Raw genomic sequence first — 13,075 nt, 5'->3', positions numbered from 1 at the left:
GGATGTGCTGATGTAATCGCGAGCAGGCTCACTCCTGCAGGGGATCACATCGCCTTCGCGCCTTCTGTCACCTCCCTTAAATTTTCCTTGCCCGGCCGTGCCGGTTTCGGTTATCACTTTGTACATGATTAGACAGGTACGATTTGACAAGAAACAACGGGTGGTCGACGAACTCGTCCGGCGCATCGAAAGCGGCCTCATGGAGGACGGCTTTCTGTTGCCCGGCGAGCATCAGTTGGCTCAAGAATTCAAGGTCAGCCGTGGCACGCTGCGCGAAGCGCTGGCCGAACTGAAGCGGCGCAAATACATCGCCACGCAAAGCGGTGTCGGCTCGATCGTCACGTTTGACGGTGTCGCGCTCGACCAGCGCAGCGGCTGGGCGCAGGCGCTCGCCGACAGCGGGGCGCTGGTCAATACCGAAGTGTTGCGCCTGGAAGCCGTGACCCGCACTGATCTGCTGTCGCGTTTCGGCACCGACCAATTCATCACCCTCGACCGCCGTCGCCGTTCCAACGACGGCACGCTGGTGTCCCTCGAACGCTCTTTGATGCCCGCCACCGGCGGCCTGGAAAGCCTGCCGCGAGTCGGTCTGATCGATAATTCCCTCACCATCACCTTGGCCGCCTACGGCTACATCGGCGAACGGGGCGATCAGTGGATCGGCGCCGAACCGTTGAATGCCGAAAATGCCGAGCTGCTCGGCCGTCCGGTCGGCACCGTATTCCTCAAAGCCTTGCGTACCACCTACGACCGGCAGAACCGCTTCATGGAGCAGGTCGAAAGCCTGCTCGATCCGGTGCATTTCCGCATGCACCTGCAATTTGGAGAATCGAAATGACCACGCTCAACCGTGCCCTGGGCGCTTTCTATGGCCTGGCCCTCGGTGATGCGCTGGGCATGCCGACGCAATCGCTGAACCGCGAAACGATCAAGACCCGCTTCGGCCAGATCACCGATCTGCAGGATGCCGGCCCGCTGCAACCGATCGCCGCCAACATGCCCAAAGGCTCGATCACCGATGACACCGAGCAGGCGATTCTGGTCGGCGAATTGTTGATCGAAGGCAAGGGCAGGATCGAGCCGGCGGTGCTGGCGCAACGGCTGATCGAGTGGGAAGCCGAAATGCAGGCCAAGGGCTCGCAGGATCTGCTTGGCCCATCGACCAAACGCGCTATTGAAATGATCCTCGCCGGCCATTCACCGGAAGAGGCCGGACGCTACGGCACCACCAACGGCGCGGCGATGCGCATCACCCCGGTGGGGATTGCGGCGGACGTTGTCGATCCCGAGAGCTTTATTGCGGCCGTGGTGCAGGCCTGTCAGGTGACCCACAACACCACGCTGGGGATTTCCAGCGCGGCGGCGGTGGCGGCGGTGGTTTCCGCCGGCATTAACGGCATGGATCTGGGCGAGGCGTTGAACCTCGGTCAGCAGATTGCTCAGCAAGCGGAGTCGCACGGGCACTGGGTGGCCGGTGGGCGCATCGCGTCGCGCATCAGTTGGGCACGCACCCTTAGCGTTGACAGCGACAAAGCGTTGCTCGCGGATCTGCTCTACAACGTGATCGGCACATCGGTGGCATCGCAGGAGTCGGTGGTGGTGTCGTTCGCGCTGGCGCAGCAAGTGGCCGTCGGTGAGATGAGTGCATTTGATGCGTTGTGCATGGCCGCCAGTCTTGGCGGAGACACTGACACCATCGCCGCGATACTCGGGGCAATGCTTGGGGCCTGCCTGGGTCTTGAGAGTTGGCCTGTCGCGATGATCGAGACGGTGAAAGCCGTCAATGATCTGGAGCTTGAACCGTTGGTGCAAGGACTCCTCACTCTGCGCTGAGCAAACCCTGTGTAGGAGCTGCCGGAGGCTGCGATCTTTTGATCTTCAGCAGTCTTCAGCCCGCCACAAAATCAAGGTCAAAAGATCGCAGCCTGCGGCAGCTCCTGCAGGGGATGAGCAGGTTATTGAATTGCCCATAAACACAAAAAAGGCAACAGGAGCACTTTCATGAGTTCATCAACCGCCGGGCAAAGCGCCGGGCAACTGGAAACCCGCGGCATCGAGCCGGTCCCGGAAGCCGAGTGCAACGGGCATCCGCTGCAACTGTTCTGGGTCTGGTTCGCGGCTAACATTTCCATTCTCGGTCTGCCGCTGGGTGCCACGCTGGTTGCGTTTCGCGGCTTGGCGATCTGGCAGGCGATCATCGTCGCGATCATCGGCGCTGCCGGTTCGTTTGCGGTGGTCGGGATCATCTCCATCGCAGGCCGTCGAGGTCGAGCGCCGAGCCTGACCCTGTCGCGAGCGATCTTCGGCGTGCGCGGCAACATCGGCCCGACCCTGGTCTCGCTGATGTCGCGGCTGGGCTGGGAAACCGTCAACACCACCACCGCCGCGTTCGTCTTGTTGTCGCTGTGCTCGATCCTGTTCGGCTCGCCGGTTGAAGCGAAAAGTGCGCCGGTGCTGACGCTGATCTTCATCGCGATTTTCGTCCTGCTGACCCTGTCGGTCTCTGGCCTCGGCCATGCCACTTTGCTGGTAATCCAAAAGTGGGCGACCTACGTGTTCGGCGCATTGAACATTCTGGTCGGCGGCTTCCTTTGCGCGACCATCGACTGGACTGCGGTGTTCAACGCTACACCTGCGCCGATGAGCGCAATGATCATCGGCATCGGCACCATGGCCGCCGGCACCGGTATCGGCTGGGCCAACGCCGGCGCCGATATGTCGCGCTATCAACATCGCAGCGTAAAGGCTGTGCGCCTGGTCGCTTCAGCGGCGTTCGGCGCAGGCATTCCGCTGGTGCTGCTGATCACCCTCGGCGGCCTGCTTTCGGTGGGCAACAACGACCTTGCGTCGGCGACTGACCCGATCGTGGCAATCCGCGACATGCTGCCGACCTGGATGGCCGTGCCGTACCTGATCACCGCGTTCGGTGGTCTGCTGCTGTCGAACAACCTGTCGGTGTACTCCGCCGGTTTGACCACACTGACCCTGGGCCTGAAGGTCAAACGCGTCTACGCGGTGGTGGTCGATATCGTCGCGATCTTTGCCGGTTCGATCTACTTCATGTTGATCGCCGACAGCTTTTACGGCCCGTTCATTACCTTCATTTCCCTGCTCGCGGTACCGATCACCGCATGGGTCGGGATCTTCGTGGTCGACTTGATTCACCGTCACTATTACAGCCCGAAAGACCTGCTCGATGTCAGCCCGAGCAGCGCCTACTGGTATCGCGGCGGCGTCGAGTGGCGCGCGTTCGGTGCGTGGGCGATTGCGATTGTGCTCGGTTTCAGTTTCACCACCATCGGCACCACCGCGGAAAATGTCTGGTTCAAGGGCTTCTTGTCCGACTCGTGGCTGGGCCACAACGGCCTCGGCTGGATCGTGACGTTCGTGGTCGCCGGTGGCATTTACTTCTTACTGGGCGGGGCTAAAGATCGCCGCGCCGCGCAAGTCGAGAATGCTCATGCCTAAGATGTTGCACACCGGCCAGGTCATCATCGATCTGGTCATGGCCGTGGAAAAACTGCCGCAGATCGGCGGCGATGTGCTGGCGCAGTCTGCCGGTTTCGAGGCCGGCGGTGGCTTCAACGTGATGGCGGCGGCGGTGCGTAACGGCCTGCCGGTGGTCTATCTCGGTCGTCATGGCACCGGGCGTTTCGGTGATCTGGCGCGTCAGGCGATGAATGAAGAAGGTATTCACATAGGCATCAAAACGCCTGCGCAAAGCGACACTGGTTTATGTGTGGCGCTGACCGATGCTTCGGCCGAGCGCAGTTTCATTTCCTACATCGGTGCTGAAGGTGAAGTGACGGTCGAGGATTTGAACAGCGTCGCGGCGCAGGCCGGAGACTATGTTTACGTCAGCGGTTACAGCCTGTTGCATGAAGGCAAGGCTCAGCCGTTGCTCGACTGGACGCTGGCGTTGCCGGCCACGATCAACGTCGTGTTCGATCCGGGGCCGCTGGTGGAGTCGCCGGATTCACCGTTGATGCGAGCATTGCTGCCGCGCATCGATGTGTGGACCAGCAACAGTGTCGAGGCGCTGCGATTTACCGGGGCCAAAGATATTGGCACCGCGCTGGACCGGCTTGCTGAACACCTGCCAAAGGATGTGCTGATGGTGGTGCGCGACGGGCCGCAGGGTTGCTGGATTCATCAGCGTGGCGAGCGTCGGCATGTGCCGGGGTTTGCCGTCAAAGCGGTGGACAGCAATGGTGCCGGGGATGCCCATGCCGGGGTGTTTGTGGCCGGGTTGGCGCAGGGGCTGGGCGCGCATGAAGCGGCGCGTCGAGCGAATGCGGCGGCGGCACTGGCGGTCACGCGGTGGGGGCCGGCCACTGCGCCGGGGAGTGCTGAGGTTGATGCGTTGATCAGCGAGACTTTCGGCGACTGAACCGCCGCTATCGCTGGCAAGCCAGCTCCCACATTGGAGCTGTGCCAAGCACGACCCCCTGTAGGAACTGCCGAAGGCTGCGATCTTTTGATCTTGCTTTCAAAAGTCGAAATCAAAAGATCGCAACCTTCGGCTGCTCCTACAGGCTCAAACGGTGTCAGCTATCGAGTTTGCGCGCCGCTTCAACGCCCGCGGCGCTGAGCTTGATCGGCAGGTGCAACGAATGTTCTCCAGCCTCGTTACAGGTCACATGACCATGGTGAATCAGTCCGCGTTCCTGCAAAGCGGCGAGGGCGCTGGCCACGACTTTCTCGCCCCGGTAATTATCCAGCACTTCCTTGCCCAGTCCACTCGGGTGAGCGTGCAGCAGGCGGGTGAGGACTTCTTTTTCCAGGTTTTTATCGACGTTCATGGTTACCTCTTCATGGATGTGAATAGGACGCTCGCGTCGGCGAACTACTGCTGACCGGACCCTTCGGAACCCGAGCCACCGGTGGTGGTTTTCGAGCCGACGCCGGGGCCGGCGTTGTCTGGCGTTGCAGGGGAATCCGTGGTGTTCATGCCGCCCTGGCGACCGGGATCACTGCCTTGAGTGCGTGGATCGGTGCCAGTGGCGGGCGGCTGGTTGATCAATGGCACGCCAGAGCCATCGGTGTTCATGCCGGGGGCACTGTTGATGGCGGGGGCTCGCGGAGGGGTCGGATCGGTAGGGCCGGTACCTGCCGCGGTTGCAGCGAAGGCTGCGGGGCAGAGCAGGACGGTGAAGACAAGAGCGGTCAACCTTGACGGAATCATAGGGCTTCTCCAGAGATTGGAATCCTTACCTTTTGTTGGTCTGCCCTGGTTTTGGATTGGTGCCTGATGACCGACGAACGGTCTACACCGCTTGCGCGGTTTTGACATGGATCCGGCGCCAGAGCAGTCGGCCGAGGGTGATCGCCCAGTTCAGCAGCGCGACCGCCAACACCGTGAGCAGCAGCGTTGCCATGCCGTGTTCAACGATGATTTTCCCGGCCAATAATGGAAAGCCGAAAACGCCGATGAAATAGGAAAGACTGAACAGCAGCAGCGCCTGCGAAGTCGTGCCATTCGGTGCTTCGTTGGCGGCCAGTCCGTTGATCACCGAATAAGTAAGTCCGTACCCGACACCCAGCATCACCGCCGCCAGCAGATAAGCGAAACCGCTGTGTACGCCGAACGCAAACAGCACAATCGAGCCGAGCATCAGCCCCGACAGCAGACACGACGCACGCAGTGGATCACGCTTGACCACGAAGCCTGCGATCAGCATCCGGCTGCTGATCGCCGCGCTCATGAAACCGAGAAAGAACAGCGAATAATCCAGCGAGCGGGCAGCGGCATAAGTCGTCTGGAAGCTCGACAGGCCACCGAACACGCAACCGCCGAGACCGACCATGATGATCGGGAACAGCGCGCGGGAACCGAGCACTTGAGTGGTCGCTCGCCAAGTGATTCTGGCGGAGGAAATGGTTTGGGGGCTTTGCAGGCGAGCACCGAGCCGCCAGAACAACAACACGCCGATCAGGCTCGCCAATGCCGCCAGATAGAACGCCGACGTCACCGGCAAGCCCAGCGCATTGGCTGCCCTTCCGAGCAACGGCCCGCTGCCGATTCCGGTCATCATGCTCCCCGACAGCAAGGCAAAATATTTCGCCCGCTGCGCCGGGGTCACCAGACTGGCGACGATGATCGGCCCCAAGGTGTAAAACACCCCCCAGCCCAACCCCAGCAACAAACCGAAAAACAGCAACAGATGACCGAACCCCGGCGTCATCGCAAAGCCCAGGCTGGCCGCCACCAGCAGCAGACCGAACAACGCAATCGAACGCGCCGCGCCGAGCAGATCCGACACGTGCCCGGACACCAGCACTGCCGCAAACGTGCTGAACATCGCCGCAGCAATGACGCTGCCGGCATCGTGTTCATTGCCGCCGCGCGAGCCGATCAACAGCGACAACAGAAACGTCGAGCCGTAAGACAGCGACAGCAAGTAACTGGCGAGGCAGAACAGGCCGAACAGCTTGCCCGACACCTTGGGTGTGGCTTGAGACATTGACGCGGTTCCTTGACCGGAGCATTGAGCGTCATCTATCTAACACGCCCGACGCCAGGCTTAGGTCTGAGCTTGGTGAAGTCAGGATCGTTGCGGGCCGGAGTAATGCGTTCAGGCGATACCAATCTCTTCCTTGAACTGCTCCATGAAACTCTTCAGGCGTTGATGACGTATCTGCGCCAGACGGCGGCCGGCGGCGGTCTGGAACCCGTCGGCGAGGTGCAGCAGTTTGGTCTGGAAGTGATCGAGGCAGAACCGTGTGTCGTTGTAATCGCGATGTTTTGCCTCTGGATCCTGTGGGTCGTACAAAGCAGATCCCATGCGCCCGGCAACGTAGAAGGTGCGGGCGACGCCAAGCATGCCAAGGGAATCGAGACGGTCGGCGTCCTGGACGATTTTCGCTTCGAGGGTGACGGGCGTGATGTTGGCGGAAAAGCTGTGGGCTTCGATGGCGTGGGCGACAGTCTTGATTTTGGCTTCGGGCCACTTCAGTTCGGTCAACACGTCCGAAGCTTTTTCCGCTGCCAGGCGCGAGGCTTGCGAGCGCAGCGGCGAGTTCTTTTCGACGGCAACGCAATCGTGCAGCAGCACGGCCGCGAGCAATACTTCAAGATCTCCGCCTTCCTCGGCCTGCAACGTACGCGCGTTGTGCCACACCCGTTGCAGGTGCGCGAGGTCGTGGGCACCGTCGTCTGAGGGTTCGAGGGCGTGAGGAAGCAGTTCTTCAGCAAGGGGCATCAGAGGAATAAAAGCGCTGGCAGACATAAACACTCTTTCGGTTGAGGTCGGTTTGTGCGGCGAGGGAGCATGCTCTCTCGCCACAACAGTAATGGCGCCTTAGTATGGCGCTTTCCATTTTCCAACAAGGCCCGTCCATGTCGATCGAGATTCGCCCGGCGACTCCCAGCGATGCACCGCAAATCCTCGCGTTCATCACCGAACTGGCAGATTTCGAAAAGGCCCGCCACGAAGTCATCGCCAGCGTCACCGACATCGAGCGCAGCCTGTTCGGTGAAGGTGCCACCGCCCACGGCCTGATCTGCCTGCGCGACGGCGTACCGATCGGTTTCGCGGTGTTCTTCTTCAGCTATTCGACCTGGCTGGGCAGCAATTGTCTGTACCTCGAAGACCTCTACATCACTCCCGAGCAACGTGGCGGCGGCGCCGGCAAAACCCTGCTGCGCCATCTGGCAAAAATCGCCTGCGACAACGACTGCGGCCGTTTCGAGTGGAGCGTGCTGGAGTGGAACACGCCGGCCATCGACTTCTACAAGTCCCTTGGCGCGCAACCGCAGGAAGAATGGGTGAGGTATCGCATGGATGGCAAGGTGTTGCGCGAGTTCGCCGAGGGCTGAACCACAATGATGGCGATCTAGTGCTAATTCGATTGTCGCCAGCGCTCTAGTCCGGCATTCTACGCGCCATTTTTGCGCGCTCACGGACGACACCTGCAATGCCTCTGGCAAAATTTCTCCACGCCCGTGGAGCCTTCGCTGCGTCAATGAGTGACCGGCGATGAGCGGATTACGGGCGTCAATGCGTTTGTATGGCCTGGTGAGAAACTCGGGCTCCAGCGACAACCCCCAGCGTCAACCGGTAGACATCCTCTGCGTCGTCAGTCGCACGGGCGGCAAAGCCATCCGTGCGTTTGTGTCGCGACTCGACGCCGAGTTGGTGGCGCGCAGCGATGGGCTCGATGCTTATCGCGTGATCCCTCTGCGCAGCTTTGATCCCACAGTGTTTATCGACGCCCAACAAGGCTGGCTGACGCTGCACATTTGCTGCGGCTTCGTCGCCCCGGCCGATCATTCGTTGCTCAAGGACGGCGCGTTGATGCCGATGGGGTGGTACGTCTACTCCGAGATTGGCCAGTGGACTGCCGAACATCATCTGGACCTCGGTGCGCAAATGGCCGAGTTGCTGCAATCGACGTACGAATTGAATCACCTGAGCAACTACAACGCCTGGCTCAACGAACTCGATGACGCCACGCCTGCCGAGCTGGCGTGGTACGTCGATGAAGCCTGGCGACATCTGCCAACCGCTGCATCCCCAGACAGCCGTGAGCATTGCCACGCCCTGTTCGACCCCGTCGACAACCGCTGGCGCTTCGCTGCGACCGACATCGATATCCATCAACCGCACCCGGAACTTCTGAAGCAAGGAGCTTTGAATTGAGTGGTAAACCCGCCGCCCGCGTCACCGACCCGACCGCCTGCCCACTGCCGGGCCATGGCACTAACCCGATCGTCTCCGGCTCGCCGAACGTCTTCTTCGACGGCCTCGCCGCTGCGCGCATGACTGATAAATCTGCGTGTGGCAGTCCGATCACCGGCGCCGTCTCCGGCACTGTGTTCATCAACGGCCTGAATGCCGCCACCCTTGATAGCACCGGCGGGCACGGCAATGTCGTGGTCGGCGGCTCCGGGACGGTGATTATTGGCCAGAGCGGCGGAGGGGCGGCGTTTAGTGGGTTGTTGCCGATGCCGGTGCATTTTAATGATCGGATGCAAGTGATAAACGAAGCCACGGGGGAACCTATTCCCGACCACCCTTATACGATTCAGCGAGGCGATGGGCGTGTTGAGCATGGCATCACCGATGAACAGGGCTTTACCCATATGGTCAGTTCGCATTTGGCAGAAACTATTAAATTGTTTGTAGAGTGATCGAAATGGAAGTCGAAAATCCCGCACTCAACGATTGTAAAACTGAAGTGGCTGGTCATGAGTTGACCTGCAAGACTGATCAGACCGTCAAGCAGGCTGCGGTTAAAGTTAAAAAAGTTGCAGTGTTTTTTATTGGCGGTGCTGGGGATAAGGAAGAATACTATCAAAATGAACCGCCGCATCATAACGTGATGAATGCATGGAAGCAGTTAGAGAAGCGTCTTACTAACGAGCAGAAAATTGAGGTTAATCTGCCGTACATAAGTTATAAAGACGTTCGCGGTGAAAAAGATATTAAAAAGTACGTCGAGCGTCCTTTGAAAGGTGATAAATCGGTCTACATCGTCGTTGTAGGTCATAGTTTGGGTGGTTGGAATGGTGCACATCTGACTTCGATTTTGAAAGAACGCGGTTACACCGTAAAGGTATTAGTAACACTTGATCCTGTTGGCGGTGGTACAGGTGTCTGGATGGTGTCAGATATATACTTTACGACACCTAAGCCCTCGGCAGATTACTGGGTCAATGTATTGGCTTCTCCTACGGTGACGGATTCATCTGATAACGTTGCCAGCATGGGCGAACGTTGGGTTATGACATCTGGGCCAGCTATCAACGAAGCGGTAAACGCCAACCATCGTCAGGCGGGTGTCATGTTTGGCGCTACGCTACAGGGTGGTAAATCGGCATGCGATATTGTGTATGAACGTTTGAGTCAATATTTGGAATCTTCGAAATGAAGTCGTTGTTTGTTTTTCTGACGCTGCTGCTGTGCTGTTCTTGCACTAAGCAACCGGTTCTTCCGGTCATCGATGTTGGTTTGATTTCTGTCAGTGGTGGAGATGATCACTCATCTTTAAGTGTTAAGTTTGGTTCGAAAACTGATCTGTTGAATTTTTTTCAGAATGCGACCGGAGAAAGTCAGTTGGGCGAGTCTTTATTCTGCTCTCTGGATAAGGATGTCGAGTTTAAAGATTTTGATAAGTTAGATCGGTATTTGGTGGGGGATTTTGTTGAGCTTGATAGATCTGGAACTAAAGCGGGGCATGTTTATGTGGCCAGGTTGTCCTCGTTTAAAAAGGAGGATGAGGGTGTATCAAATATTTTTATGCCTGCCAGTGAATTATTGCTGGTGTTAAGTCGGCGTAATGTCATCTCTTGTAAGGTGTTCACTTCTGCTTATTCATTCGGTGGGTATTATTCGAATTCAATGCTCATTCCAGCAGCTGACATCGTGCGTGCGATTCAGGGGAAGCGCGATTGATGAAGCTGAGAGGGTTCCGGCTACTACTGATCGCTGGTTTTTTAACGTGTTCGTCCTGCCTCCACCTGAACGTTCCACCGGCCAGGCTTGAGTTCGTTTCGATCGATCACGAAGTTTCCAATTTTTACGACCTGCGCTTCACGTCTGACCGAAACCTCATTGACTTGTACCGGGACCACGGCCGGCAAGGCCAGATTGGTACCTGGATCCATTGCTCTTTGAACGGTGATCCAGACTTTTCCATCGAACATGAAATCGTCCTGGAAGCCTCGGGAATCGTCAGTGGCATGCGCTTGATAGAAGGCGATCGTCGCTTTGAGATGTTCGCGAATATCCGCGTCGAGAATCATGCCGTCAACGACGGCCATAACCACATCCGGCCGGTTGAGTTGGTGCAGATCCTCAAACCGCAGGCATACATTCCGTGCAAGGTGGTGATCACCGCATTCCCGTTCGTGGCGTATTACTCGAAAGTCATGTACATGCCAGCGTCGCGGTTCATTGCTGCAATAGAGAATCCTCGAGTGGCGCCAGCGCGCATTTGGCTCGAAAAGTCCGACCAACCCAGGTCGTTGCTGCCGCTTGCCCCAGTGTGCATCGTGCGCTGGCGCTATGACCTGGCTCTGGGATATGACCAGATCGACAGTCTCGGACTCTGTAGCGATGTGCCCTATGCCGGCATGCTGGCCTCGTTTGCGCCGAACAACACAAAGTTGAAGATTGTTTCAGGTTCAGAGGAATTACCGGCACCCTTTGCGGCATACACCATCATCCGCGGTGACGGACGCCAGGAGCCCGGAATAACTGACCACGAAGGCCACACACTTGAGGTGGGTTCCAGTGAGCACGAAACGGTGAGGATCCTGATTAACAAGAATCTGGACGTCGTTCAGCGTTGGACACAACGAATCGATCTTATCCCATAATATGGGATGTAAAATTACATATTGAGATTTACTGTTTGGGAGGTCTATAGTCCGTCGCACTCACTGCCAAAAACAAAACAGGTGAAGCGATGCTGGCGCAATTAATCGCGCTCGATTGGGGGACGACCTCATTACGTGCTTACAAACTCGCGGCGGGCGGCGTGGTGCTGGAGCAGCGCGCGCTGTCGTCCGGGATCATGCAGTTGCCGAAGACCCCGCGAGTCATCAACGGTCGCGAATGCGCCGACGGTTTTGAACTGGCCTTTGACGAGGCGTGTGGCGACTGGCTCGATGCGCAGCCGGATCTGCCGGTGATCGCTTGCGGTATGGTCGGCAGTGCACAGGGCTGGCGCGAAGCGGCCTACTGCGAGACGCCGGCGAACGTCGCTAATCTCGGAAATTCCCTACAAACAGTTGTCAGTCTTCGCGGCACGCGGGTGCATATCGTGCCGGGCGTGATTCAGCGTTCGCGACTGCCGAATGTGATGCGTGGCGAAGAAACTCAAGTCCTCGGTGTTCTGCAGAATCTTCCGGCCGAGGCGGGCAGCGACTTGTTGATCGGCCTGCCGGGCAGCCATTCGAAATGGGTGGAAGTGGTCGATGGCCGCATCACCCATTTCGACACCTTCATGACCGGCGAAGTGTTCGCCGTGCTCAGTGATCACAGCATCCTCGGCCGTACCCAACAGCAAGGCGCGACGTTCGATGGTCAGGCGTTTGACCGGGGCGTACAGGTTGCGTTGTCGGCGGACGGTGAACTCGGCGTACTCTCGACTTTATTCAGTGCGCGAACGCTGGGCCTGACCGGTGAACTCAGCCCGACGGCGCAAGCGGATTACCTGTCCGGCCTGATGATTGGCCATGAACTGGCGGCACTCGCCACGGTTCAGCGGCATCGACGCAACAGCGTGCATCTTCCTTCGATCGTCCTTATCGGCAACGCGCAACTCTGCGCGCGCTACAGCCGTGCCCTCGATGCCTGCGGTTTCGCCAAGGTGACGCTGGCCGAGCAGGCCACCGAGCGTGGCTTGTGGCAACTGGCGCTGGCCGCCGGATTGATCGATTCCTCATCCCGTTAACCCTGACTGGAGGCCTGACATGCTCAAGCAAGCATTGGCGCAAAACGGTCTGATCGCGATTCTGCGCGGCCTGCATCCGCAGGAAGCTGCCGCTGTCGGAGAAGTCCTGTATGCCGCCGGATTTCGCGTCATCGAAGTACCGCTCAATTCCCCTTCGCCGTACGAAAGTATCTGCATCCTGCGCACGACGTTGCCCGCCGATTGCCTGATCGGCGCCGGCACGGTGTTGACACCGGAGCAGGTCGAACAAGTGAAAGAGGCTGGCGGCCAGGTGATCGTCATGCCGCACAGCGATGCGAAGGTCTTGCGTGCAGCAAAAGCGGCGGGTTTGTTCCTGTCGCCGGGTGTGGCCACACCGACTGAAGCGTTCGCGGCGCTGGAGGAGGGCGCGGACATTCTCAAGCTGTTCCCGGCCGAGCAGATGGGCCCGGCAGTCGTCAAAGCCTGGCTCGCGGTGTTGCCGTCCGGAACGGTGCTGGCGCCGGTCGGCGGGATCACGCCGGACAACATGCAGGCGTTTATTGACGCGGGTGTGAAAGGCTTCGGACTCGGTTCCGGCCTGTTCAAACCGGGGATGACGCCGGAGCAGGTTGCGGTCAATGCCAAGGCCTACGTCGCTGCCTGGAAAGCCCTTCGCTAAGAACTTTTGGCGCTGCGTGCGCTGCATCTATAA

The 13,075-nt window shown here is 58.8% G+C and carries 16 protein-coding genes; 12 read left to right on the top strand and 4 right to left on the bottom strand.

Going from position 1 to position 13,075, the window contains the following annotated elements; all coding sequences use genetic code 11:
* Positions 1–124: 124 nt before the first annotated feature.
* From PSH79_RS19715 to PSH79_RS19700, 4 genes are all read left to right on the top strand, one after another.
* Positions 125–838, top strand: coding sequence for a GntR family transcriptional regulator (locus PSH79_RS19715; RefSeq protein WP_305439123.1), 714 nt, complete (start codon positions 125–127; stop codon positions 836–838).
* Positions 835–1,833 carry an ADP-ribosylglycohydrolase family protein gene (locus tag PSH79_RS19710; RefSeq protein WP_305439122.1) on the top strand — a complete coding sequence of 333 codons (999 nt, stop codon included), beginning with the start codon at positions 835–837 and terminating at the stop codon, positions 1,831–1,833. The genes PSH79_RS19715 and PSH79_RS19710 overlap by 4 nt, the downstream gene beginning before the upstream one ends.
* Positions 1,834–2,001: 168 nt before the next feature.
* Entirely contained in the window at positions 2,002–3,468 is a 1,467-nt protein-coding gene (locus tag PSH79_RS19705; protein WP_305439121.1) for a cytosine permease, read from the top strand.
* On the top strand, positions 3,461–4,390 hold the full coding sequence (locus tag PSH79_RS19700) for a PfkB family carbohydrate kinase (RefSeq protein WP_305439120.1): 930 nt from the start codon (positions 3,461–3,463) through the stop codon (positions 4,388–4,390). The genes PSH79_RS19705 and PSH79_RS19700 overlap by 8 nt, the downstream gene beginning before the upstream one ends.
* 157 nt (positions 4,391–4,547) lie before the next feature.
* Here the strand turns inward: PSH79_RS19700 and PSH79_RS19695 are convergent, their stop codons facing one another.
* The 4 genes from PSH79_RS19695 to PSH79_RS19680 all read right to left on the bottom strand — a co-directional run bounded on the left by PSH79_RS19695 (position 4,548) and on the right by PSH79_RS19680 (position 7,229).
* On the bottom strand, positions 4,548–4,802 hold the full coding sequence (locus PSH79_RS19695; protein ID WP_123453211.1) for a hypothetical protein: 255 nt from the start codon (positions 4,800–4,802) through the stop codon (positions 4,548–4,550).
* Between the two features lie 44 nt (positions 4,803–4,846).
* Entirely contained in the window at positions 4,847–5,185 is a 339-nt protein-coding gene (locus PSH79_RS19690) for a hypothetical protein (protein WP_305439118.1), read from the bottom strand.
* An 82-nt stretch (positions 5,186–5,267) separates the two neighbouring features.
* Positions 5,268–6,464: an MFS transporter gene (locus tag PSH79_RS19685; protein WP_305439117.1), complete on the bottom strand. Its 1,197-nt coding sequence runs from the start codon at positions 6,462–6,464 to the stop codon at positions 5,268–5,270.
* A 111-nt stretch (positions 6,465–6,575) separates the two neighbouring features.
* Positions 6,576–7,229 (bottom strand): HD domain-containing protein, encoded by a 654-nt coding sequence (locus tag PSH79_RS19680; protein WP_305439116.1) that lies wholly within the window; start codon positions 7,227–7,229, stop codon positions 6,576–6,578.
* A 110-nt stretch (positions 7,230–7,339) separates the two neighbouring features.
* On the opposite strand from PSH79_RS19680, the gene PSH79_RS19675 reads away from it, so the two are divergent.
* The 8 genes from PSH79_RS19675 (at position 7,340) to PSH79_RS19640 (ending at position 13,042) form a co-directional block, all read left to right on the top strand.
* Positions 7,340–7,819, top strand: a complete 480-nt coding sequence (locus PSH79_RS19675; protein ID WP_305444017.1) for a GNAT family N-acetyltransferase — start codon at positions 7,340–7,342, stop codon at positions 7,817–7,819.
* Between the two features lie 160 nt (positions 7,820–7,979).
* Positions 7,980–8,642, top strand: a complete 663-nt coding sequence (locus tag PSH79_RS19670; RefSeq protein ID WP_305439114.1) for a hypothetical protein — start codon at positions 7,980–7,982, stop codon at positions 8,640–8,642.
* Positions 8,639–9,133, top strand: coding sequence for a PAAR domain-containing protein (locus PSH79_RS19665; protein ID WP_305439112.1), 495 nt, complete (start codon positions 8,639–8,641; stop codon positions 9,131–9,133). Before PSH79_RS19670 ends, PSH79_RS19665 begins: the two co-directional genes overlap by 4 nt.
* A 5-nt stretch (positions 9,134–9,138) precedes the next feature.
* Positions 9,139–9,873: an alpha/beta hydrolase gene (locus PSH79_RS19660; RefSeq protein ID WP_305439111.1), complete on the top strand. Its 735-nt coding sequence runs from the start codon at positions 9,139–9,141 to the stop codon at positions 9,871–9,873.
* Entirely contained in the window at positions 9,870–10,397 is a 528-nt protein-coding gene (locus PSH79_RS19655; RefSeq protein ID WP_305439109.1) for a hypothetical protein, read from the top strand. Before PSH79_RS19660 ends, PSH79_RS19655 begins: the two co-directional genes overlap by 4 nt.
* On the top strand, positions 10,397–11,323 hold the full coding sequence (locus tag PSH79_RS19650; RefSeq protein WP_305439108.1) for a hypothetical protein: 927 nt from the start codon (positions 10,397–10,399) through the stop codon (positions 11,321–11,323). The genes PSH79_RS19655 and PSH79_RS19650 overlap by 1 nt, the downstream gene beginning before the upstream one ends.
* Positions 11,324–11,412: 89 nt before the next feature.
* On the top strand, positions 11,413–12,402 hold the full coding sequence (locus PSH79_RS19645; protein ID WP_305439107.1) for a 2-dehydro-3-deoxygalactonokinase: 990 nt from the start codon (positions 11,413–11,415) through the stop codon (positions 12,400–12,402).
* A gap of 19 nt (positions 12,403–12,421) precedes the next feature.
* Positions 12,422–13,042, top strand: coding sequence for a 2-dehydro-3-deoxy-6-phosphogalactonate aldolase (locus tag PSH79_RS19640; protein ID WP_305439106.1), 621 nt, complete (start codon positions 12,422–12,424; stop codon positions 13,040–13,042).
* Positions 13,043–13,075 lie beyond the last annotated feature (33 nt).

Origin of the sequence: Pseudomonas sp. FP2196 (assembly GCF_030687715.1) — a bacterium.
GTDB lineage: Bacteria > Pseudomonadota > Gammaproteobacteria > Pseudomonadales > Pseudomonadaceae > Aquipseudomonas.
This window is presented reverse-complemented; position numbering and strand designations above follow the sequence as displayed.